The 21,766-nt window shown below is 71.2% G+C and carries 24 protein-coding genes, 1 tRNA gene and 1 riboswitch; of the genes, 16 read left to right on the top strand and 9 right to left on the bottom strand.

Features of this window, described 5'->3' with window-relative positions; genetic code table 11:
- Positions 1-22: 22 nt before the first annotated feature.
- The 4 genes from EES43_RS10110 to EES43_RS10095 all read left to right on the top strand — a co-directional run bounded on the left by EES43_RS10110 (position 23) and on the right by EES43_RS10095 (position 2,345).
- Positions 23-823 carry an ABC transporter ATP-binding protein gene (locus EES43_RS10110; RefSeq protein WP_124268426.1) on the top strand — a complete coding sequence of 267 codons (801 nt, stop codon included), beginning with the start codon at positions 23-25 and terminating at the stop codon, positions 821-823.
- Between the two features lie 66 nt (positions 824-889).
- The gene (locus tag EES43_RS31710) at positions 890-1,018 is read left to right on the top strand and encodes a putative leader peptide (RefSeq protein WP_277426054.1); all 129 of its coding nucleotides are present in this window, start codon (positions 890-892) and stop codon (positions 1,016-1,018) included.
- 98 nt (positions 1,019-1,116) lie between these two features.
- Positions 1,117-1,395, top strand: a complete 279-nt coding sequence (locus EES43_RS10100) for a MoaD/ThiS family protein (protein ID WP_124268424.1) — start codon at positions 1,117-1,119, stop codon at positions 1,393-1,395.
- Positions 1,395-2,345, top strand: coding sequence for a PLP-dependent cysteine synthase family protein (locus EES43_RS10095; RefSeq protein ID WP_124268423.1), 951 nt, complete (start codon positions 1,395-1,397; stop codon positions 2,343-2,345). Before EES43_RS10100 ends, EES43_RS10095 begins: the two co-directional genes overlap by 1 nt.
- Before the next feature lie 104 nt (positions 2,346-2,449).
- On the opposite strand, the gene EES43_RS10090 is transcribed toward EES43_RS10095, so the two are convergent.
- Complete coding sequence (locus tag EES43_RS10090; protein WP_124268422.1) at positions 2,450-2,956, bottom strand: type II toxin-antitoxin system PemK/MazF family toxin; 507 nt, start codon at positions 2,954-2,956, stop codon at positions 2,450-2,452.
- A 224-nt stretch (positions 2,957-3,180) separates the two neighbouring features.
- Between EES43_RS10090 and EES43_RS10085 the strand changes: the two genes are divergently transcribed.
- Complete coding sequence (locus tag EES43_RS10085) at positions 3,181-3,933, top strand: MBL fold metallo-hydrolase (RefSeq protein ID WP_124268421.1); 753 nt, start codon at positions 3,181-3,183, stop codon at positions 3,931-3,933.
- A gap of 85 nt (positions 3,934-4,018) precedes the next feature.
- Here the strand turns inward: EES43_RS10085 and EES43_RS10080 are convergent, their stop codons facing one another.
- The gene (locus EES43_RS10080) at positions 4,019-5,284 is read right to left on the bottom strand and encodes a PTS transporter subunit EIIC (RefSeq protein WP_124268420.1); all 1,266 of its coding nucleotides are present in this window, start codon (positions 5,282-5,284) and stop codon (positions 4,019-4,021) included.
- Positions 5,285-5,543: 259 nt separating this feature from the next.
- Complete coding sequence (locus EES43_RS10075) at positions 5,544-6,803, bottom strand: PTS transporter subunit EIIC (protein WP_124268419.1); 1,260 nt, start codon at positions 6,801-6,803, stop codon at positions 5,544-5,546.
- 121 nt (positions 6,804-6,924) lie between these two features.
- Here EES43_RS10075 and EES43_RS10070 point away from each other — a divergent pair, with 121 nt between their 5' ends.
- From EES43_RS10070 to rdgB, 4 genes are all read left to right on the top strand, one after another.
- Complete coding sequence (locus tag EES43_RS10070; RefSeq protein ID WP_277426053.1) at positions 6,925-7,260, top strand: PTS glucose/sucrose transporter subunit IIB; 336 nt, start codon at positions 6,925-6,927, stop codon at positions 7,258-7,260.
- 248 nt (positions 7,261-7,508) lie between these two features.
- Positions 7,509-8,246, top strand: coding sequence for a ribonuclease PH (gene rph, locus EES43_RS10065; RefSeq protein ID WP_124268417.1), 738 nt, complete (start codon positions 7,509-7,511; stop codon positions 8,244-8,246).
- A gap of 123 nt (positions 8,247-8,369) precedes the next feature.
- Positions 8,370-8,759, top strand: a complete 390-nt coding sequence (locus EES43_RS10060) for a hypothetical protein (RefSeq protein ID WP_124268416.1) — start codon at positions 8,370-8,372, stop codon at positions 8,757-8,759.
- A gap of 133 nt (positions 8,760-8,892) precedes the next feature.
- Positions 8,893-9,495: an RdgB/HAM1 family non-canonical purine NTP pyrophosphatase gene (gene rdgB / locus EES43_RS10055; protein WP_124268415.1), complete on the top strand. Its 603-nt coding sequence runs from the start codon at positions 8,893-8,895 to the stop codon at positions 9,493-9,495.
- A gap of 55 nt (positions 9,496-9,550) precedes the next feature.
- Here the strand turns inward: rdgB and EES43_RS10050 are convergent.
- From EES43_RS10050 to bcp, 5 genes are all read right to left on the bottom strand, one after another.
- Positions 9,551-9,626 (bottom strand) — tRNA-Leu (locus tag EES43_RS10050).
- 12 nt (positions 9,627-9,638) lie between these two features.
- Entirely contained in the window at positions 9,639-10,472 is an 834-nt protein-coding gene (locus EES43_RS10045; protein ID WP_124268414.1) for an HNH endonuclease signature motif containing protein, read from the bottom strand.
- Positions 10,469-11,101: an HNH endonuclease signature motif containing protein gene (locus tag EES43_RS30580; RefSeq protein WP_206430024.1), complete on the bottom strand. Its 633-nt coding sequence runs from the start codon at positions 11,099-11,101 to the stop codon at positions 10,469-10,471. The genes EES43_RS10045 and EES43_RS30580 overlap by 4 nt, the downstream gene beginning before the upstream one ends.
- 171 nt (positions 11,102-11,272) lie before the next feature.
- Positions 11,273-12,769, bottom strand: coding sequence for a glycine betaine/L-proline transporter ProP (gene proP / locus EES43_RS10035; RefSeq protein ID WP_124268412.1), 1,497 nt, complete (start codon positions 12,767-12,769; stop codon positions 11,273-11,275).
- A 354-nt stretch (positions 12,770-13,123) separates the two neighbouring features.
- The gene (bcp, locus tag EES43_RS10030) at positions 13,124-13,591 is read right to left on the bottom strand and encodes a thioredoxin-dependent thiol peroxidase (RefSeq protein WP_124268411.1); all 468 of its coding nucleotides are present in this window, start codon (positions 13,589-13,591) and stop codon (positions 13,124-13,126) included.
- A 130-nt stretch (positions 13,592-13,721) separates the two neighbouring features.
- Here bcp and EES43_RS10025 point away from each other — a divergent pair, with 130 nt between their 5' ends.
- From EES43_RS10025 to EES43_RS10015, 3 genes are all read left to right on the top strand, one after another.
- The gene (locus EES43_RS10025) at positions 13,722-14,039 is read left to right on the top strand and encodes a DUF3618 domain-containing protein (protein ID WP_124268410.1); all 318 of its coding nucleotides are present in this window, start codon (positions 13,722-13,724) and stop codon (positions 14,037-14,039) included.
- 120 nt (positions 14,040-14,159) lie between these two features.
- Positions 14,160-14,462, top strand: a complete 303-nt coding sequence (locus EES43_RS10020; RefSeq protein WP_124271882.1) for a GroES family chaperonin — start codon at positions 14,160-14,162, stop codon at positions 14,460-14,462.
- Between the two features lie 91 nt (positions 14,463-14,553).
- A riboswitch (guanidine-III (ykkC-III) riboswitch) is annotated at positions 14,554-14,620 on the top strand.
- Between the two features lie 36 nt (positions 14,621-14,656).
- Positions 14,657-14,977 (top strand): DMT family transporter, encoded by a 321-nt coding sequence (locus tag EES43_RS10015; protein WP_124268409.1) that lies wholly within the window; start codon positions 14,657-14,659, stop codon positions 14,975-14,977.
- 50 nt (positions 14,978-15,027) lie between these two features.
- On the opposite strand, the gene EES43_RS10010 is transcribed toward EES43_RS10015, so the two are convergent.
- Positions 15,028-17,478, bottom strand: a complete 2,451-nt coding sequence (locus EES43_RS10010) for a transglycosylase domain-containing protein (protein ID WP_206430022.1) — start codon at positions 17,476-17,478, stop codon at positions 15,028-15,030.
- A 229-nt stretch (positions 17,479-17,707) separates the two neighbouring features.
- Here EES43_RS10010 and EES43_RS10005 point away from each other — a divergent pair, with 229 nt between their 5' ends.
- The 4 genes from EES43_RS10005 to EES43_RS09990 all read left to right on the top strand — a co-directional run bounded on the left by EES43_RS10005 (position 17,708) and on the right by EES43_RS09990 (position 21,660).
- A complete protein-coding gene (locus EES43_RS10005) occupies positions 17,708-18,508 on the top strand; it encodes an ABC transporter permease (protein WP_124268407.1) in 801 nt (266 codons plus the stop codon).
- A gap of 223 nt (positions 18,509-18,731) precedes the next feature.
- On the top strand, positions 18,732-19,535 hold the full coding sequence (locus EES43_RS10000) for an ABC transporter permease (protein WP_124271881.1): 804 nt from the start codon (positions 18,732-18,734) through the stop codon (positions 19,533-19,535).
- 206 nt (positions 19,536-19,741) lie between these two features.
- On the top strand, positions 19,742-20,884 hold the full coding sequence (locus tag EES43_RS09995) for an ABC transporter ATP-binding protein (RefSeq protein WP_241192630.1): 1,143 nt from the start codon (positions 19,742-19,744) through the stop codon (positions 20,882-20,884).
- A 53-nt stretch (positions 20,885-20,937) separates the two neighbouring features.
- Positions 20,938-21,660: a DUF1707 SHOCT-like domain-containing protein gene (locus EES43_RS09990; protein ID WP_124271880.1), complete on the top strand. Its 723-nt coding sequence runs from the start codon at positions 20,938-20,940 to the stop codon at positions 21,658-21,660.
- Positions 21,661-21,766 lie beyond the last annotated feature (106 nt).

Here is a 21,766-nt window from a genome sequence, read left to right as displayed (position 1 = left end):
CGCCCCCCGAGGGAGCCCGCCCGTGACCACCCTGCGCACCGAAGGGCTCTCGTACGGCACCGGCGAGGGCCGCCACCTCGTCGACGCCGTCGACCTGACCGCCGCCGACGGCGAGACGGTCGGACTGGTCGGCCCCAACGGCAGCGGCAAGACCACCCTGCTGCGCTGCGTCTACGGCGCTCTGCGCCCCACCCACGGCCGGGTCCTCCTGGACGGCGACGACCTCGCCGCCCTGCCCGTCAAGGCCCGCGCCCGCCGCATCGCCACCGTCCCGCAGGACGGCCACGCCGGATTCGAACTCACCGTCGGCCAGGTCGTCGCGATGGGCCGCGCCCCGCACAAGCGGTTCTGGGAGGCGGACGACGCCGCCGACGCCTCCCTCGTCGCCGCGGCCCTGTCCCGGGTCGGCGTCGCGCACCTCGAACCGCGCGCCTTCGCCTCGCTCTCCGGCGGCGAACGCCAGCGCGCCCTGGTCGCCCGCGCCCTCGTCCAGCAGCCCGCCCTGGTCGTCCTCGACGAGCCCACCAACCACCTGGACATCCGCTACCAGCTGGAGATCCTCTCCCTCGTCCGCGACCTGGGCACCACCAACCTGCTGGCCCTGCACGACCTCAACCTCGCCGCGTACTATTGCGACCGCCTCTACGTCCTCAAGGAGGGCCGCGTCCTCGCCTCCGGGCCCCCGGCCGACGTCCTCACCACCGAACTGCTGCGCGCGGTGTACGGCGTCGCCGCCGAGGTCAGCACCCATCCGGTGACCGGCACACCCACCGTCGTCTACCTCCCGCACGACCTGGGACAGCCCAGCCCATCCACATGGTGAACGCCCACCATCCGCGATATGGGACGACACTCGGGTTTCCGGACCGGGAATCGATACGATGCCCGCATGGTTCCCTCTGACGTGAGCAAGAAGACGCCGGGCACGCTGCTCGTCGCGCGGCTGCACGTCGACCTGTGCAGGCTCGCCAGCGCGATCTGTCCCGCCCGTAGCCTGCCCGTGAGCCGCCCGGCCTGAGTCGCGGTCCGCGCGCCCACCCACACGCACCACCCCCTGCGCGGGGGCAGAAACGCGCGCCCCACGCCACCTCCACGCTTTCGACAGGAGCCCACGCCATGGCCATCGAGGTCCGCATCCCCACCATCCTCCGCACCTACACCGACGGCGCGAAGGCCGTCGAAGGCAACGGGGACACCCTCGCCGACCTCCTCGCCGACCTGGAGACCCGCCACACCGGCATCCGTGAGCGCATCGTCGACGGCGAACAACTGCGCCGCTTCGTGAACGTCTACCTCAACGACGAGGACGTCCGCTTCCTCGACGGCATCAGCACCCGGCTCAACGACGGCGACAACGTCACGATCCTCCCCGCCGTCGCCGGCGGCATGCGCTGATGCGGTACGACTCCCCGCTGGCGGCCGTGGGGAACACCCCCCTCGTCCGCCTCCCGCGGCTGTCCCCGTCCGAGGACGTCCGCATCTGGGCCAAGCTGGAGGACCGCAACCCCACCGGCTCGATCAAGGACCGCCCGGCGCTCCACATGGTCGAACAGGCCGAGAAGGACGGCCGCCTGACGCCCGGCTGCACCATCCTGGAGCCCACCAGCGGCAACACCGGCATCTCGCTCGCCATGGCGGCCAAGCTCAGGGGCTACCGCATCGTGTGCGTCATGCCGGAGAACACCTCCCAGGAGCGGCGCGACCTGCTCGCCATGTGGGGAGCCGAGATCATCTCCTCACCGGCCGCGGGCGGCTCCAACACCGCGGTCCGCGTCGCGAAGGAACTGGCGGCCGAGCACCCGGACTGGGTGATGCTCTACCAGTACGGCAACCCGGACAACGCGGGCGCCCACTACGCCACCACCGGACCGGAGATCCTCGCCGACCTCCCCTCCATCACCCACTTCGTCGCCGGCCTCGGCACCACCGGCACCCTGATGGGCGTCGGCCGCTACCTGCGCGAGAACGTGCCGGACATCCGGATCGTCGCCGCCGAACCGCGCTACGACGACCTCGTCTACGGACTGCGCAACCTCGACGAGGGCTTCGTCCCGGAGCTCTACGACGCCTCGGTCCTCACCACCCGCTACTCCGTCGGCTCCGCCGACGCCGTCACCCGCACCCGCGAACTCCTCCAGCAGGAAGGAATCTTCGCGGGCGTCTCCACCGGAGCGGCCCTCCACGCGGCGATCGGCGTGGGAGCCAAAGCGGTCAAGGCGGGACAGAGCGCCGACATCGTGTTCGTCGTCGCCGACGGCGGCTGGAAGTACCTGTCCACCGGCGTCTACACCGCCCCGACGACGGAAGCGGCCATCGCGACGCTGCACGGCCAGCTCTGGGCCTGAGCCGCGCCGAGCGCCCCTGGGCCCATGGGCGCGCGAGGAGCGGGGAGCCGGGGCGGAGCCGCCGAAGCCCCCCGCTCCTCGGGCCCCCGCCTCCCCGCGCACCGTCACCTCGCGCCCAGCCCCCGCACCCGCTTCCACACCGCCGGATCCACCGACCCCACCCGGCGGCGGAACCCGCCGAGCGCCACCTCCCGCAGCTCGTCCGTCTCCAGGAAGCTCCGCCGCCCCCGCGCGTCGCCCACCGTCCCCGCCGGCAGCGCGATCACCCCGGGCCGCTCCTCGTGGTGCTTGCTGGTGATCTTGGCGACCAGCGCCGTACGGCTCCGGCCCCGGCCCCGTACCGAGAGCACCAGGCACGGCCGGTCCTTCGACCCGGGCCCGTCCTCGTACGGCACGTCCGCCCACCAGACCTCCCCGGCCCGTGGCGCCCGCCCGTCCCCGCTCCCCGGGCCGCCCTTCGGCCCACGGGGCGGCGCGCCCGGCGGCCGGGTGCGCCCTCCGGGACGCCGCGACCGCGGCCCGCGGTCCGACCGGCCCCGCCCGTCGACCACCGCCGCGACGAGTGCGAGCACCACCACGGCGACCAGCGCCACCCACCAGATCGAGTCCATCCCCCGACCGTACCGGCGGCGCGCACCGGACAGGCCGCGCCGCCGGACTCCCGCCGCGGGCGCGCTTCCATCGAACCGGTGACAGAGCAGGTGAGTTCCCCCACAACGGCAGGCAGCTGAGGAGCGACGCGCTCTTTTGCGCCTTACGCTCGACGAACCGCTCAACGTTCCGGCAGGAACCGCACGAACCCTCCCCGTTCCCACGTCTCGGAGGTTCACGCTCCATGAAGCTCACCGTCGTCGGCTGCTCCGGCTCGTTCCCGTCCACGGGTTCGGCATGCTCGAGCTACCTCGTCGAGGCCGACGGCTTCCGGCTGCTCCTCGACATGGGCAACGGCGCCCTCGGCGAGTTGCAGCGCCATGTCGGTCTCTACGACCTCGACGCGATCTTCCTCAGCCATCTCCACGCCGACCACTGCATCGACATGTGCGCGTACTTCGTCGTGCGCTACTACCGCCACGACGGGGCACGCCCCGTCCCGCTGCCGGTGTACGGCCCGGAGGGCACCGAGCGGCGCCTGACCGCCGCCCACGGCGACACCCCGTCGGAGCGGGCGATGAGCGAGGTCTTCGACTTCCACACCCTCAAGCCGGGCGCGTTCGAGATCGGCCCCTTCGCGGTGCGTACGGACCGGCTCTGCCACCCGGTCGACACCTTCGGCATCCGCATCGAGCACGGCTCCTCCTCCCTCGCCTACTCCGGCGACACCGGGGTCTGCGAGGCGCTGGAGGACCTGGCCCGCGACACCGACCTGTTCCTGTGCGAGGCGTCGTTCGTCGACGGCAAGGAGGACATCCCCGACCTGCACCTGAACGGCCGGGAGGCCGGCGAGGCGGCGGCCCGCGCCGGAGCGCGGCGGCTGGTGCTCACCCACATCCCGCCGTGGACCGACGCGGAGCGCAACGTCGCCGACGCCCGTACGGTCTACCCGGGCCCGGTGGAACTGGCGGCCCCGGGCGCTGTCTACGAGGTCTGAGGCCCGCGCCGGGTACGACGAAGCCCCACCCTCCCGAGGCGGAGGGCGGGGCTTCGGCGGCGTCGGGGTCGTGACGCGGCCGGGGCTACTTCGCCTCGGCCTTGAGCAGCTCGGCCAGCTCCTCGTCCGACTCCCGGCCCGGGGTCGGGAGGTTGAACCGGATGATCGCGAAGCGGAAGACCACGTAGTAGAGCACCGCGAAGCACAGGCCGACCAGGACCAGCAGCCAGGGCTTCGACGCGATGCCGAGGTTCAGCCCGAAGTCGACCAGGCCGGCGGAGAAGCCGAAGCCGTTCTTGATCCCGAGCGCCCAGGTCAGGGCCATCGAGACGCCGGTCAGCACCGCGTGGACGGCGTACAGCACCGGGGCGATGAACATGAACGTGAACTCGATCGGCTCGGTCACGCCGGTGACGAACGAGGTGAGCGCGAGGGAGAACATCATCCCGCCGACGACCTTGCGGCGCTCCGGACGGGCGCAGTGGACGATCGCCAGGCAGGCCGCCGGAAGGGCGAACATCATGATCGGGAAGAATCCGGTCATGAACTGCCCGGCCGTCGGGTCGCCCTCCAGGAAGCGGGCGATGTCGCCGTGCTTGCCGTTGAACTCGCCCGCCTGGAACCACGGGAAGGAGTTCAGCAGGTGGTGCATGCCGACCGGGATCAGCGCACGGTTGGCGACGCCGAAGATGCCCGCGCCGACCGCGCCCGAGCCGACCAGCCACTCGCCGAAGTTGTGCAGACCGGCGCCGAGCACCGGCCAGATGATGCCGAAGACGATGCCGATGAGCAGGCCCGCGAACGCGGAGAGGATCGGGACCAGGCGGCGTCCGCTGAAGAAGCCGGCCCAGTCGGGCAGCTTCGTCCGGTAGAACTTCTGGTACAGCAGGGCCACGACGATGCCCATCACGACACCGCCGAGGACGCCGGCGTTGACCGGTGCGTCGCTCATCACGATCTTGCCGTCGACGACGGAGGCGACCTGCGGGAGGTTGCCGTCGGTGAAGGTGGCGAGCACCTTCTGGAAGACCAGGTAGCCGGTGACGGCGGCCAGCGCGGTGGAGCCGTCCGACTTCTTCGCGAAGCCGATCGCGATGCCGACGGCGAACAGCAGCGGCATGTTGTCCAGGAGGGCGCCGCCGCCCGCCGCCATGTAGCCGGCGAGCTTCGTGACGAAGGCCGGGAACGACTCGCGGCCCAGCATGTCCTCGTTGCCGAGCCGGACCAGGAGGGCGGCGGCCGGCAGGACGGCGACCGGCAGCATCAGGCTGCGGCCGATGCGCTGCATGACGGCCATCACGCCCGCGCCCTTCTTCTTCTCGGCCGCGGGTGCGGTCTCAGCCGTGGTCATCAACTTCCTCCAGAGGGCACGGCGCCGCCCGGATTCAGCGATGTGGGGAGGCGGCGACTCGACAGACGCGGCAGAGAGCCGTGGTCTGTACCACGCAGTGGTGTAGACCAGTTTTAGCACGGTGAGGGTTGTATAAGGAACCTGCGATTCCGCGCTGATTCGCAGTAGCAGATCCGGCACGTTCGGTGACATGCCGAAGGCCCCCGGACCGACTGGTCCGAGGGCCCTCCGCCGCCGGGTCCGACACCCCGGTGGCCAGCTACTTCGTCAGATCCCGCTCGGTCTCCCGCTCCAGCTCGCCCGGCTCGCGGCCCGGCGTCCTGAGGTCGAACTTCGTGATCGCGAAACGGAAGATCACATAATAGACGACGGCGAAGCAGGCACCGATCGGGATGATCAGCCAGGGTTTCGTGTCCAGATGCCAGTTGACGACATAGTCGATCAGCCCGGCCGAGAAGCTGAACCCCGCATGCACCCCCAGCGCCCAGGTGACGCCCATCGAGACACCCGTGAGCACCGCGTGCACGCCGTACAGCAGCGGCGCGACGAACATGAACGAGAACTCCAGCGGCTCCGTCACGCCCGTGACGAACGACGTCAGCGCCACGGAGAGCATCAGCCCGGACACCTCCTTGCGCCGCTCCGGCCGCGCCGTGTGCGCGATGGCGAGAGCCGCGGCGGGCAGGCCGAACATCATGATCGGAAAGAAGCCCGAGGTGAACTGGCCGGCCGACGGGTCTCCCGCGAAGAACCGCGAGATGTCGCCCTGGACCGTCGAACCGTCCGCCTTCGTGAACGAACCCGCCTGGAACCAGAAGAACGTGTTCAGGAACTGATGCATCCCGATCGGGATCAGCAGCCTGTTCGCGAAACCGAAGATCGCCGCGCCCCACGCGCCCAGGTCGATCAGCTGCCTGGAGAACGAGGTCAGCGCGTTCCCCACCGGCTGCCACAGCAGCCCGAACAGCACCCCGAGGACCACGCAGAGGAACGCCATCAGGATCGGCACCAGCCGGCGTCCGTTGAAGAACCCGAGCCAGTCCACCAGCTTCGTACGGTGGTAGCGCTGCCACACCACGGCCGTCAGCAGGCCGATGGTGATGCCGCCGAGCACGCCCGGATTCTGCGGCACGCCGTCCGGCAGCGCCTCGGTCACCGAGTCGTGGACGGGGAACGCCTTCAACACGCCCTGGTAGACGAGGAAGCCGACGACCGCCGCCAGGGCCGTCGATCCGTCCGCCTTCTTCGCGAAGCCGATGGCCACGCCGATGCAGAAGAGCAGCGGCAGCCCCACCTGCCCGTCGAGGATCGCCGTCCCGCCGTTGAGGAGCACCTTGGACGTCTTGTCCCAGAAGGTCCCGTGCAGGTACGAGCCGAAGAGGTTGCCGAGGCTGACGAGCAGGCCCGCCGCCGGGAGGACCGCGACCGGGAGCTGGAGGCTGCGGCCCACCTTCTGGAGCCCCTGGACCGGCCCGTTCCACCATGCCGGCCGGGGTGCCGCCGCAGCGCTCGAACTCATCGGCGTCCTTCCGGAACAAGCCACGTTTGGCGGTCGTTGCAAACTGGTGTAGACCAGTCGCGACACGGTCCGGGGCCCGCTCCGAAGGGCGGAGCGCCGGTGATCATCATCCTTCGGGATCATGGGGTCACCCGCCCGCGAAGTTGGGCCAACCGTGCGTTACCGTGACGAAACGGATCCGCAGCGGGCGGCCGTCTGCGCGCGAAGAACCAGGGAGAAGGACATGGCCACCAAGGCTGAGAAGATCGTCGCCGGACTCGGCGGCATCGACAACATCGACGAGATCGAAGGCTGCATCACCCGTCTCCGCACCGAGGTCCACGACCCGAGCAAGGTCGACGAAGTCGCCCTCAAGGCCGCGGGCGCCCACGGCGTCGTCAAGATGGGCACCGCGATCCAGGTCGTCATCGGCACCGACGCCGACCCCATCGCCGCCGACATCGAAGACATGATGTGACCGGCACCGAAGACATGATGTGACCGGCACCGAAGACGTGATGTGCCCCGGCGCCGAAGACCTGATGTGACCGGCTGACACCCGCCGTACCACCGCCGGACGGCTCCGCCCCCGCGGCCCACGGGCCCCGCACCCCACCCGGGTACGGGGCCCGTCCCGCACCCGGACGACGCGCCGACACCGCACCCGGACGCAGCAGCCCCCGCACCCGAACGGAGCCACCCCCGCCAACGGATAAAGTCGCCCCCATGTCTCGCATCGACGGCCGCACCCCCGAACAGCTCCGCCCCGTCACCATCGAACGCGGCTGGAGCAAGCACGCCGAAGGCTCAGTCCTCATCTCCTTCGGCGACACCAGAGTCCTGTGCACCGCCTCCGTCACCGAAGGCGTCCCGCGCTGGCGCAAGGGCAGCGGCGAAGGCTGGGTCACCGCCGAGTACTCCATGCTGCCCCGCTCCACCAACACCCGCGGCGACCGCGAAGCCGTACGCGGCAAGATCGGCGGACGCACCCACGAGATCAGCCGCCTGATCGGCCGGTCCCTGCGCGCCGTCATCGACTACAAGGCCCTCGGCGAGACCACCGTCGTCCTCGACTGCGACGTCCTCCAGGCCGACGGAGGCACCCGCACCGCCGCCATCACCGGCGCGTACGTCGCCCTCGCCGACGCCGTCGCCTGGGCCCAGGGCAAGAAGATCGTCAAGGCCGGCCGCAAGCCGCTCACCGACACCGTCGCAGCCGTCAGCGTCGGCATCGTCGACGGCACCCCCCTCCTGGACCTCTGCTACGAGGAGGACGTCCGCGCCGAGACCGACATGAACGTCGTCTGCACCGGAGACGGCCGCTTCGTCGAGGTCCAGGGCACCGCCGAGGGCGCGCCCTTCGACCGCAAGGAGCTCGGCGCGCTCCTCGACCTGGCCACCGCCGGCTGCGTCGACCTCGCCACGCTCCAGTCCGACGCACTCGCCCGCACCCTGAACGCGTAGCGACTCACCCTCCCCGGGTAAAGAAGCAACCAAATACACACCGCACAGCGTCGTTACGCACACGGACGCACGGGTCGAACCGTGCGTCCGTCCGCGTACCGATTCCCGGGGAGGGACCGCACCATGGCCTCGCGCCGCCACCAACGCCTCGCACTTGCCACCGCCACCGCACTGCTCGCCGTCACCACCGCCGCGGGCTGCGGCGCACTCGACAAGACCCTCGACTGCGTCCGCACCGCCGACGCCATCGCCACCAGCGTCGACAAGCTCCAGCAGGCCGTCGCCGACGCCTCCGGCGACATCACCCAGGCATCCGAATCCCTGGACGAGATCGACCGCGAGCTGAAGAAGCTCGACGACACCACCGACAACGCCGACCTCTCCCAGGCCATCGGCGACCTCAAGACCGGCGTCACCAACGTCCGCGACTCCATCGAGGGCGGCGACGCCACCCCCGACATCAGCCCGATCACCGACGCGGCCACCGAGATCGGCAAGGTCTGCACACCGTAGGCGGGGCCGCCGCGGCCACCACGAACGGCCGAGCCACCGGTGCGGACGACGGTCGGGCCGGCGCACGGGACGATCCTCGGCCCGGCGCGGGCCCGCACCGGACCGCCCCGTACGCCCCGGCCATAATCGGGCCATGAAGCGCTTGATCCTCGCCACCCGCAACGCCGGGAAAATCACCGAACTGCACGCCATCCTCACCGACGCGGGGCTCGACCTCGACCTCGTCGGCGCGGACGCCTACCCGGACATCCCGGACGTCAAGGAGACCGGCGTCACCTTCGCCGAGAACGCCCTCCTCAAGGCCCACGCACTGGCCCGCGCCACCGGACTCCCGGCCGTCGCCGACGACTCCGGCCTCTGCGTGGACGTCCTCGGCGGCGCGCCCGGCATCTTCTCCGCCCGCTGGTCCGGCACCCATGGCGACGACCGGGCCAACCTGAACCTGCTCCTCGCCCAGCTCGGCGACATCGCGGACGGCCACCGCGCCGCCCACTTCGCCTGCGCCGCCGCCCTCGCCCTGCCCGACGGCACCGAACGCGTCGTCGAGGGCCGCCTGCGGGGCACCCTGCGCCACGCGCCCTCCGGCACGCACGGCTTCGGCTACGACCCGATCCTCCAGCCCGACGGCGAGACCCGCACCTGCGCGGAACTCACCCCGGCCGAGAAGAACGCCATCAGCCACCGCGGCAAGGCGTTCCGGGCGCTGGCACCGGTGGTGCGGGAGCTGGTGGGGTGACAGACGGAGGGCGGTGGCGACCTCCCTGACGGAGGTCGCCACCGCCCTGTCTCTGTGGGCCCGGTGGGACTCGAACCCACGACACACCGGACCTAAACCGGCGCCCTCTAGGCCAGCTGGGGTACGGACCCGCGGGAACCACTCTACTGTGCGGCCCTGGACGTCCTTGAGAAGGTTCGCGTCTGGCTGTGACACGAGGGGCACAGATACCGGAGATTCTCGCGGCGGTTGTCGAGCCGGTCGCCGTTGATGTGGTCGATCTCCAGGACGAGCTGCTTGCCCCGCCAAGCGTCTCCCGTTCCGCACCTCGTGCAGACGCGAGGCACCCCGACATCGTCGAGCGCCCGCCGCAGCTGGGCGGTCTTCGTCCGGGAGGCGCCGGAGTCCGGTCGCCGCAGTACCTGGTCGGCCGACTTCCGGTGGCGGGACCGGTTCCCTCGGCCGTGCCCCTGTCCGGTGAAATGGGCCGTCGACAGGCCGTGTGCTTCGGCGTCCCGCTTCAAACGAGCGCGAGCGCTGCTACTGTCCGCCAGTCCCAAGATCCTCAGCGCGCCCGCCAAGCTGTTTGACCTGGCGATCGCTTCGGCCAGGGCGGTGCGCGGATTCGATGGTGACGTGCACCGCCGCCCGCTGGTGAAATGAGTGGTGTCGATGCCGAGTTGGTCCATTCTCCTTCGTAGATGGCTGTAGGGGCGGTCGCCGGGCGGAAGTCCCAGGTACGTGAACATGTCCCGGATGCTGTGGGAGTGGGCGGCGGCTTCGGCCAGGACCTCCTTCGGATACGTCCGGCGTTCCCGGGCCGGCAGAGCCTCTTCCACGAAATGGGAGGTGTCGATGCCGTAGTGGATGAGCCGGCCGCGTACGTAGCGGAGGGACGCACTGCCCACGGGTGCGCCCAGACGGTGCAGGAGGTCGACGAGGCTGCGGGCCGTGGCGGTGTACCGTGCCAACCGGTCGCGGGGGCAATGGGTGCTCACGCCGCGCTCCGCCGCTTACGTCCGCGATACGTGTCCGTCGTAGCATGGCAATTCGGGCACAGGAAGCGCAGGTTCTCCGGGCGGTTGTCCCACCACTGGCCGTTGACGTGGTCGACTTCGAGCCGGAGCGACTGCCCCAGCCATTCCCCGCGATTGCCGCACTCGGCGCACACGTTCTCGACGCCCCTGCGAACGAGCTCTCGGTGAAGCCGTTCGCCGGGTGCGCGGCCGTCGGACGGGTCGCGGAGAGTCAGCAGGTCGCCCAACGAGCCTCTGGGCCTCCGCCGGCCGGGAGCTCTCGGCGTGAAGTGCGAGGTGTCGATGCACAGGGCGGTGATGCGGCGGCCGATGTGGGCGTGATTCCCGCCGACCGGGCTGATGCCCAGCCCACGCACTACTTCGGCCACACTCGTGGATCGGGCGACCAGCTCACGCAACGTCTCTTCCGTGTGGCGCAGGCGCCCTTCGGTGAAGTGAGAGGTGTTTATGCCCGCCTCTGACATCTTCTTGCGCAGGTAGCGTCTGCTCCCCGGCGTCGGTGTTCCTCCGCACCACCGCACGGCGTCACTCGCGTTCGTCGTCATCCGTGCCGCTTCTTCGAGCAACTCGGGTGTATAGCGAACAGCCATGCCAGTCCTCCTCCGCGTCCGGCCGCGCGTTCGCAGCCTCGTACGGAGTAACGAACCGATTGTCGGACGGTCACGTCCGAAATTCGGTGGCGAGGGGTCCGGTGAGGAGGACGCGGCGGGGGAGGACGCGGTGAGTTCGGCGTCGAGGGGAGGCCCGGGGAAGGCGGCGGTTCAGAACTTCGGGGGCGGTGTCTGGGCCTGGACCAGCGCGGCGGCTTCCTCGTCCGTGGCCACCGAGGGCGGGGAGCCGGCCAGGGGCTGCTGCGCGGTCTCCTTCATGCAGGCCACCGCGATCACCCCGACCAGGGCCGCCGCCATCGCGTAGTACGCGGGCATCAGGTTGGAGCCGGTCCAGCTGATCAGGGCCGTGATCACCAGCGGGGTCGTGCCGCCGAAGATCGACGCGGAGAGGTTGTAGCCGACCGACAGGGACCCGTAGCGGACGTTCGTCGGGAACAGTGCCGGCAGGGCCGCCGACATCGTGCCGAGCAGGCACACCAGCGAGAGGCCGAGCATCAGCATGCCGGCGGTGATCGGCAGGATGCCGTCCACACGGATCAGCAGGAACGCGGGCAGCGACAGGACGAGGAAGCCCAGCATGCCCGTCATCAGCAGCGGCTTGCGGCCGAAGCGGTCCGACAGTTTGCCGACCCGGCTGATGATCAGCATGAGGAACACCATCACGGCGAGCAGGATCAGCAGTCCGTGGGTCTCGCTGTAGCCGAGCTCGTCGGAGAGGTACGTCGGCATGTACGACAGCAGCATGTAGTCGGTGATGTTGTACGCGCCCACCAGGCAGATGCAGAGGATCAGCGTCCGCCAGTGCTGTCGGAAGATCTTGGCGAGGTCGCCCTTGGCGGTGGACTCGACGCCGTCCGCCGCCTCGCTCGCGTGCGCCGTGCCGCCCTCCAGCTTCTGGAAGGCCGGCGTCTCGTCCAGGCGCAGCCGCAGGTAGAGGCCGACCAGTCCGAGCGGTCCGGCGACCAGGAACGGGATCCGCCAGCCCCAGGACTCCATCTGCGCGGTGTCCAGGACGGCGTACAGGGCGGTCACCAGGCCGGCCGCGCCGACGTAGCCCGCGAGCGTGCCGAACTCCAGGAAGCTGCCGTAGAAGCCGCGGCGCTTGTCCGGGGCGTACTCGGCGATGAACGTCGAGGCGCCGCCGTACTCGCCGCCGGTGGAGAAGCCCTGGAGCATCCGGAAGACGATCAGCAGGACGGGGGCCCAGAGGCCGATCGTGGCGTGCGAGGGGATCAGGCCGATGGCGAACGTGCCGACCGCCATGAGGATCATCGTGAGGGCGAGGACCTTCTTGCGGCCGAGTTTGTCGCCCATCGGGCCGAAGAACATTCCGCCGAGCGGCCGTACGAGGAAGGCCACGGCGAACGTCGCGAAGGAGGAGAGGAGCTGGGTCGTCTCGTTTCCGGACGGGAAGAAGACGTGGCCGATGGTGACGGCGAGGTAGGAGTAGATGCCGAAGTCGAACCACTCCATGGCGTTGCCCAGCGACGCCGCCTTCACCGCCCGCTTGACCGCCCGGTCGTCCGTGACGGTGATGTCCGTCCGCCGGAGCCGGGGGTTCCGGCGCTTCCTGATCGCGCGGAAGAGGGTGGGATGACGTTTGACCGCTTCCGGGTCGGCCGCCTGGTGGTGGTCGGAGGCCGCCATGGCCGGATCCTTTCCTCGCAGGTGTTCCAGGAAAGGCTTCTGCGCGGACATGGCGGTCGCAAACCGACTCGATCACCGAATGTGACCTGCGTCATATGTTTTCGGCCGGGAGTGGCCGGGAATCCGATCCGGTCCGAGCAGATCCGATCCGGTCCGATCCGGTCCGGGCTGATCCGGGCTGATGCGGGGCGATTTCGGCCCGATCGGTGTGCCGTGGGGTGCCCCGTCGGCCGCCCCGCCCCGGGCCGCACGGTGTACGCGGGCCGGGGCGGGGGAGGGCAGGGGCGGAGCAGGGGAGGCGGCCGGGGCCGGTCCCGGGCGGTGCGGGTAGCCCGACCGGGCGAACGGATCCGGTCAGATCCCGAGGTCCTTGATGATCTTCGCGACGTGACCGGTGGCCTTGACGTTGTAGAAGGCGTGCTCCACCTTTCCGTCCTCGCCGACCACGACGGTGGAGCGGATGACGCCCGTCACCACTTTGCCGTAGAGCTTCTTCTCGCCGAAGGCCCCGTACGCCTCCAGCGTCTCCTTGGCCGGGTCGCCGACCAGCGTGACCTTCAGGTTCTCCTTCTCGCGGAACTTCGCGAGCTTCTCCGGCTTGTCGGGGGAGACGCCGATGACGTCGTACCCGGCGCTCGCGAGGAGGTCGAGATTGTCGGTGAAGTCGCAGGCCTGCTTGGTGCAACCGGGGGTAAGCGCCGCGGGGTAGAAGTACACGATGACCTTGCGGCCCTGGTGGTCCGCGAGCGAGACCTCGTTGCCGTCGGCGTCGGGAAGGGTGAAGGCGGGAGCGGTGTCGCCGGGCTGGAGTCGCTCGCTCATGTGGTTCTCCTCGGGTGGCGCGTGGGTCGGACGGGACCGAGCGTAATAGGGGTGCCGCCGGGTGTGCGGGGGTTCGAGCTGACAGACTGTCGATGAAGGTTTACCGGACGACGACCACGGAGGCGGCGCAGTGTCGGATGCCAGGAGCCCTGCGCAGATCGAGGCGGACATCATCAGCAGGCGCGAGAAGCTCGCGGTGGTGCTCGATGAGATCGGGGTGCGCGTGCACCCCAAGACGATCATCGGTGACGCGAAGGCGAAGGCGGCGCAGTCCGTGGACCGGACGGCGGGCCGCGCGTTCGTCGCGGTGAACCGGTCGGTGTCGGGCGTGAGGGGCCAGTTCGTCGCCGAGGACGGATCGCCGCGGCTGGAGCGGGTGATCCCCGTGGCCCTGCTCGTGGTGGGTGTGGTGGGGCTGCTCACCCTCTCGTCCCGGCGCGACAGGTGATCGGCCGCACCCCGGAGGCGTACGGTCCGGGGTGGGGCAGGTAGGTTGCGTGCCGTGAGCGAGAACACCCGTGGCGTCGCTGGCGGCGCCCCCCATGACGACGACAAGCTGCCCATCCGGATGCTGCACGACCGGGTGCTGGTGCGCACGGACGCGTCGGAGGGCGAGCGGCGTTCCGGCGGCGGCATCCTGATCCCGGCGACGGCCGCGGTGGGCCGGCGGCTCGCGTGGGCCGTCGTGGTCGCGGTCGGCCAGAACGTGCGGACGGTGGAGCCCGGCGACCGGGTGCTGTACGACCCCGAGGACCGTGCCGAGGTCGAGGTGCGGGGCGTGGCGTACGTGCTGATGCGGGAGCGCGATCTGCACGCGGTGGCGGCGGACCGCTTCGAGGGTTCGGTGGACTCGACCGGGCTGTACCTGTAGTCCGACCGGTAGTCCGACCGGCTGCATCTCTCTACCTGTGGTCCGGCCGAGGCGGAAGGGCCTGGTGACCGTTGTCACCAGGCCCTTCACCGGTTTCTTGCTACGGTGGTGGGACCCCGACGAGACGCGCCGTACCGGGCAGGCAAAGACGACGCACCCGTGTTGTCCGCGTGTTCGTCGTCGGAGGTTCTGTCATGGCCTGGGTTCTGCTGCTCGTCGCCGGTCTGCTCGAAGTGGGCTGGTCGATCGGGATGAAGTACACCGAGGGGTTCACCCGGCTGTGGCCGAGCGTGTTCACCGGTCTCGGGATCGTGGCGAGCATGGTGCTGCTGTCGCACGCGGCGAAGACGCTGCCGATCGGTACGGCGTACGGCGTGTGGGTGGGCATCGGCGCGGCCGGTGCGGCGGTGCTGGGCATGGTCGTGCTGAACGAGCCGGTGACCGCGGCCCGGATCTTCTTCGTCTGTCTGCTGCTGGTGGCCGTCGTCGGTCTGAAGGCGACCTCGGGTCACTGACGCCCTGCCCCTCGCCTTCGCCTTCGCCCGCGTCTTACCGTCTCACCGCTCTACTGTTCGGCGAGGCGCGGGCCGCGGGCCCCTTCGACGACTCCGCCGGTGAGTCCGCCGCCCCCGGTGGCCCCGGAGCCCGCGGTGGAGCCGCCGGTCGCGCCGCCGCCGGTCGACCCGCCCGGCCCGCCGGTCCCGCCTGTTCCGCCGGTCTCTCCCGTCCCTCCTGTCCCTCCTGTCCCTCCTGTTCCGCCCGTGCCGTCCGTGGCGCCGGAACTGTCCGCGCTGCCGGTGGATGTGCCGTCCGCCGTCCCGGTCGTGCCGGGGTCGCGGCCGGGCGGGCCGGGGGTGGACGAGGCGCTGTCGGACGGGGTTCCGGGCGGCGTGCCGGAGGGGGAGTCCGAGGGGTCGGCGGTGGCGTCCGGGTCGTCCGGGTCGTCCTCCAAGGGCGGTTGCGGTTCGTCGGAGTCCGGCGCGATCTCCAGGTCGAAGTCCTGGACCGGCGCGCCGCGCAGCGCGGCCCGCGTGTAGTCGGCCCAGGTCTCGGCGGGCGCGCCGCCGCCGTTGACGCGCGGGAGGCCGAGGGCTCCGTACAGCGGTGTCTGGACACCGGTCTCGGGGTCCTGGCCCATCACGGCGACGACGGTCGCCAGGTCGGGCGTGTAACCGGCGAACCAGGCGGCCTTGTCCTCCTCGGCGGTGCCGGTCTTGCCCGCGGCGGGGCGGCCCGCGGCCCCGGCGGCGGTGCCGGTGCCGCCTTCCACGACGCCGCGCAGGACGTCGGTGGTGGTGTCGGCGGCCTCGCGGCTGACGGCCTGGTCGGCCTGTCGGTCGGGCAGCCTGATCTCGGAGCCGTTCTTGGTGACCTTGTCGACCAGGGTGTACGGGAGGCGCCGGCCGTGGTCGGCGAGGGTGGCGTACGCCTCGGTGAGGTCCAGGACGCTGGCGTTGGCCGGGCCGAGGGCGATGGAGGGGGAGGCGGTGAGGTCGGGGGTGTCGGCGGGGATGCCGAGGGCGACGGCGGTGTCCTCGACCTGGGCGGGACCGACGTCCTGGGCCATCTGGGCGTAGACGGAGTTGACCGACTTGTCGGTGGCGTCGCGGACGGTGATCCGGCCGTAGTCGGCGTCGTCCTCGTTGGCGGGCGCGTACCCGGTGGAGCCCCGCGGGCCCCGCACGGGTCGCTTGTTGTCGCCCTCGTAGACGGTGCCGGGGGTGATGCGCCGGCCGTCCTGGGTGGTGGAGTCGTTGGCGAGGGCGGAGACCAGGACGAACGGCTTGAAGGTGGAGCCGACCTGGTAGTCGCGGCGGGTCGCGTTGCTGACGTACTGCCGGGTGTAGTCGACGCCGCCGTACAGGGCGACGACTTCGCCGGTGTCCGGGACGATGGAGGCTCCGCCGACGCGTACGTTGCGGTCGGCCTCGCGGTCCGGGTCGGTCCGGGACGTCACGTTGGCGTCGACGGCCTCGACGAAGGCGTCCTGCTTCCCGCGGTCGAGGGTGGTGGTGATGCGGTGGCCGCCGGTGGCCAGGGTCTTCGCGTCGATGATCCGGTTGGCGGTGAGGTAGTCCTCGACGGCCTGGACGAGGTAGCCGCGCTGTCCGGAGAGCCCGTTGGGGGGCTTGGCCGGGCCGGGTACGGGGAACGTCGTCGCCGCCCGGTCGGCGGGGTCGAGCCACTTCTCCTTGACCATGCCGTCCAGCACGTAGTTCCAGCGGTCCAGGGCGGCGGGCCTGCTGTCGGGGTGGGCGACGACGTCGTAGGCGCTGGGGGCGTTCAGGAGGGAGGCGAGGTAGGCGCCCTGGGCGGTGGTGAGGTCCTCGACGTTCTTGCCGTAGTACGCCTGGGCGGCGGCCTGGATGCCGTACGCGTTGCGGCCGAAGTAGCTGGTGTTGAGGTAGCCCTCGAAGATCTGGTCCTTGCTCTCCTCGCGGTTGAGCCTGACCGAGATGAAGAACTCCTTGACCTTGCGCGGAACGGTCCGTTCCTGGCCGAGGTAGTAGTTCTTGACGTACTGCTGCGTGATCGTCGAGCCGCCCTGCTTGCCCTTGCCGGTCACCGTGTTCCAGCCGGCCCGGAGCATGGCCTTCACGTCCACCGCGCGTTCGGTGTAGAAGTCGCGGTCCTCGGCGGCGAGTACGGCCCGCTGGACGGTGAGCGGGACCTGGGAGAGGCGGATCTTCTCCCGGTTGACCTCGCCGTCGCGGGCGATGACGCTGCCGTCCCGGTAGAGGTAGACGTTCGACTGGGCGTCGGCGTGGGCGTTGGCGGCCGGGATCTCGACGAGCCGGTATCCGGCGTAGAACCCGCCGACGATCAGGAGCGCGAGGCCCAGCGCCGTGCCGAGGGCCATCCGCCAGGTGGGGAAGAGGCGGCGCCATCCGGTCCTCCGGGGGCGCTTCGTGCGCTTCCTCTTTTTCGGTGCGCGGGGCGCACGCCTGTCGTCCCCGGGGGCGTCCGCGGCGCCGGAGGGGTCCCGAGGGTCCCAGTTCTGCTGCTCGTCGCTCATGTCGGTGGGGCTCCTCGGAGGCGGTCGGTTCATCCATAGTGCCCATTTCGCCGGGAAACCCTCGGATTCTTCGCGATCGTCCCCCGAAATGCGGTCGCGGCAGCCGCCACCCGTGCACTAAGGTCGTGCGCTTTGGCGTCCGGAACGGGTGGCGGCCCGGACACGCGGCGTGCCCGGGGCGGGTGCGCGGCGGCGGGGAGCCGGTCGACGGCGGGGACGAGGGGGCGGCGTGCGGCTGTACGCAGTGGTGGCGGCGGGCTGGTTCCGGCGTTATGCCACGTATCGGACGGCGACGGCGGCGGGGGTGTTCACCAACACCGTCTTCGGCTTCATCATGGCGTACACCTACATCGCCCTGTGGGACGAGCGTCCGCTGCTCGGCGGATACGACACCTCGCAGGCGCTGACGTACGTCTGGCTCGGGCAGGCGCTGCTGATGGCCTGCGCCCTGATGGGCGGCGGCTTCGAGGACGAGCTGATGGAACGCATCCGGACCGGGGACATCGCGGTGGACCTGTACCGGCCCGTCGACCTCCAACTGTGGTGGCTGGCCGGTGACCTGGGCCGGGCCGCGTTCCATCTGCTGGGGCGGGGCGTGGTGCCGATGGTGCTGGGGGCGCTCGCCTTCGACCTGGCGCTGCCCGGCTCCCTGTGGACGTGGCCGGCGTTCCTCCTGTCGGTGGTGCTGGGCGTGGTGGTGAGTTTCGCGGTGCGTTTCCTGGTGGCGCTCTCGGCGTTCTGGCTGCTGGACGGGGCGGGCGCGATGCAGATCGCCTGGCTGTCGGGCCTGTTCTTCTCCGGGATGCTGCTGCCGCTCAACCTGTTCCCCGGGCTGCTGGGCGAGGTGGCCCGCCTCCTGCCGTGGTCCGCGCTGCTCCAGGTCCCGGCCGACGTGTTCCTCGGTACGTACACGGGGTGGGGGCTGGTGGAGGCGTACGCGTTCCAGGGCGGGTGGGCGGTGGTGCTGCTGCTGGCCGGGCGGCTGGTGCAGGCGGCGGCTACCAGGAGGGTGGTGGTGCAGGGTGGCTGACGCGGCGGCGGCGGTGGCGGCCGGTGCGGGCGAGGGCCGGGAGCGGGAGCCGGAGCCGGAGCCCGGAGCGGTAGCGGTAGGGGAGGCGGGTGCGGGACGGGACGCGGGAGCGGTAGGTGAGGCGGGTGTGGAGGCGGGTGCGGAGGCGGTCGGGTCCGAGGGCTTCCCCCTCGACGAGGGCTTCCGCCTCGGCGAGCGCGTCCCGTTCGACCGGCGGTCCCGGGTGGCCGAAGGGCTCAGGGCGTACGGGCTGATCGTGGCCATGTGGGTGCGCTCGACGATGACGTACCGGGCGTCCTTCGCCATGACGACGCTCGGGAACCTCGCCGTGACGGCCTTCGACTTCGTCACGATCATGCTGATGTTCACGCACGTCGACGCGCTGGGCGGATACACGCTGCCGGAGATCGCGCTGCTGTACGGCCTCTCGGCGACCGCGTTCGGCCTGTGCGACCTGCTGCTGGGCTCGATGGACCGGCTGGGGCGGCGGGTGCGGGACGGGACGCTGGACACACTGCTGGTGCGGCCGGTGCCGGTGCTGGCGCAGGTGGCGGCGGACCGGTTCGCACTGCGCCGGGTGGGGCGGATCACGCAGGGGCTGCTGGTCCTCGGCTACGCGGTGGCCTCCCTGGACATCGCCTGGACGCCGCTGAAGATTCTGATGCTGCCGGTGACGGTGGTGAGCGGCGCGGCGATCTTCGGGGCCGTCTTCGTCGCGGGCGCGGCGTTCCAGTTCGTCGCCCAGGACGCCTCGGAGGTGCAGAACTCCTTCACGTACGGCGGGACCACGCTGCTCCAGTACCCGCCGACGATCTTCGCGAAGGACCTGGTGCGCGGGGTGACGTTCGTGGTGCCGCTGGCCTTCGTCGGGTGGCTGCCCGCGCTGTACGTGCTGGGCCGGGAGTACCCGGTGGCGCTGCCGGAGTGGGTGGCGTTCCTGCCGCCGCTGGTCGCGGCGGGGTGCTGCGCCCTGGCGGGGCTCGCGTGGCGGGCGGGGCTGCGGGCGTACCGGAGTACGGGCAGTTGAGCGGGGCGGCGGGGGCGCGGGCGGGCCGCGGACGGACGACGGACACGGAGGAGGGTGCGGGCATGGGGACGGACACAGGGGCCGCCGGTAGGCGGGCGGACATCCGGGCGGGTGCGGGTGCGGGCGGCGGAGTGGGTGCGAGCAGCAGGAAGGCGGATGCGGAGGCCCGTGCGCGTACGGGTGGGCGCACGGGCACGGGCACGGGTATGCGCACGGGCACGGGTACGCGTGCGGGCGCGGACGGCGGTTTCATCGCGCTCGACGGCGTCGAGAAGGTCTTCGAGGTCCGCCGCAGGACGGGCCTGCTGCGCCGCGAACGACGCGAGGTGCGCGCGGTGGACGGCATCAGCTTTCGCGTGGCGCGCGGCGAGATGGTCGGCTACATCGGCCCGAACGGGGCCGGGAAGTCGACCACGATCAAGATGCTGACGGGCATCCTCACGCCGAGCGGCGGCCGGCTGCGCGTGGCGGGCATCGACCCGTCCCGGGAGCGGACCCGGCTGGCCCACCGGATCGGCGTGGTCTTCGGTCAGCGGACCACGCTGTGGTGGGACCTGCCGCTGCGCGACTCGTACCGGCTGATGCACCGGATGTACCGCATCCCCGACCGGCGGTTCCGGGAGAACCTGGACCGGTGCGTCGAACTCCTCGATCTGGGCGAGCTGTTGGAAGTCCCGGTGCGGCAGCTCTCGCTCGGTCAGCGGATGCGCGGCGACATCGCGGCTGCCCTGCTGCACGATCCGGACGTCCTGTACCTGGACGAGCCCACGATCGGGCTCGACGTGATCTCCAAGACCCAGGTGCGCGCCTTCCTGAAGGAGCTGAACGCGGAGCGCGGGACGACGGTCCTGCTGACGACGCACGATCTGACCGACATCGAGCAACTGTGCCGGCGGGTGATGGTGATCGACCACGGCCGGCTGATGTACGACGGTTCGCTCGCCGGTCTCCATGAGGCGGGCGGCAGCGAGCGCATGCTGATGGTCGACCTGGAGCGTGAACTGCCCCCGATCGAGCTGGAGTCGGAGCCGTCCCTGCGGGTGGTCAGGGTGGAGGGCGCCCGCCAGTGGCTGGCCTTTCCGGCGTCGGCGTCGGCGGCCCCGCTGGTGGCGCGGATCGCGGCGGAGCATCCGCTGGTCGACCTCTCGGTGCGCGAGCCGGACATCGAGTCGGTGATCGCCCGGATGTACGAGTCGGGCGCGGCGCCGAGCCCGACGCCTCCGGGCGACCAGGGCGACCAGGGCGACCAGGGCGACCAGGGCGACCTAGGCGACCAGGACGTTCGGGGCGACCAGGATGTTCAGGGCGGTGGCCCGGCGCGGGCGGATCGGGGAGCTGCGGGTCGGTGACGGGGACGGGCGGCTTCCCTAGGCTGCGCGGTATGACAAGTGAACGTCCGGAGATGCGTGCCTCCGATGCCGAGCGTGAGCGGATCGCCGAGGTGCTGCGCGATGCCGTGGCCGAGGGCCGGCTGGAGATGGACGAGTTCGAGCAGCGCCTGGACGCCGCCTACCGGGCCCGTACGCACGGCGAGTTGGAACCGCTCGTCCGCGACCTTCCGGCGTCCGGCTCGGCCGTGGCTCCGGTGGGACCGTCGAGGCCCGCCGCACCGCGCGGCTCCGCCTCGAACTGGCCGGACCGGATCGGCGGCCCCGCGACGTCGAAGGGGGCGTTCGCCTTCTGGGGCGGGTTCAACCGGAAGGGCCGCTGGACGGTGGGGCGGACGTTCACCGCGTTCGCCATGTGGGGCGGCGGCGAGATCGATCTGCGCGAGGCGGACTTCGAGGACCGCGAGACCGTCATCCGCTGCTTCACGATCATGGGCGGTCTGCACGTGACGGTGCCGCCCGAGCTGAACGTCGAGGTCCGGGGTGTCGGCATCATGGGCGGCTTCGGCGAGGGCTCGAACGGCGAGGCCGACCCCGCCCCCGACGCCCCTCGGGTGCGCGTCACCGGCTTCGCGCTGATGGGCGGGGTCGGGGTCGAGCGCAAGCGGACGAAGGCGGAGCGCCGCCGCCTGGAGAAGGCGGCCGAGGAGGCGGAACGGGCATCTGCCGAGCAGAAGCGGCTGGGCGGCGGCGGCCCGGACGCGGCCGGAGGGGGCGGGCGCAAGGAACTGGGCTGAGCAGCGGGCTCGGGGGCGGGGGCTCAGCGACGGGGCTCGGGGGCCGAGCGATGGGCTGGCTCGCCCGGCCGCCGGCCGGCCTGCCCCGCCTGCCCCGCTCGCCCCG

The sequence above is a fragment of the Streptomyces sp. ADI96-02 genome, assembly GCF_003846185.1.
GTDB lineage: Bacteria > Actinomycetota > Actinomycetes > Streptomycetales > Streptomycetaceae > Streptomyces.
This window is presented reverse-complemented; position numbering and strand designations above follow the sequence as displayed.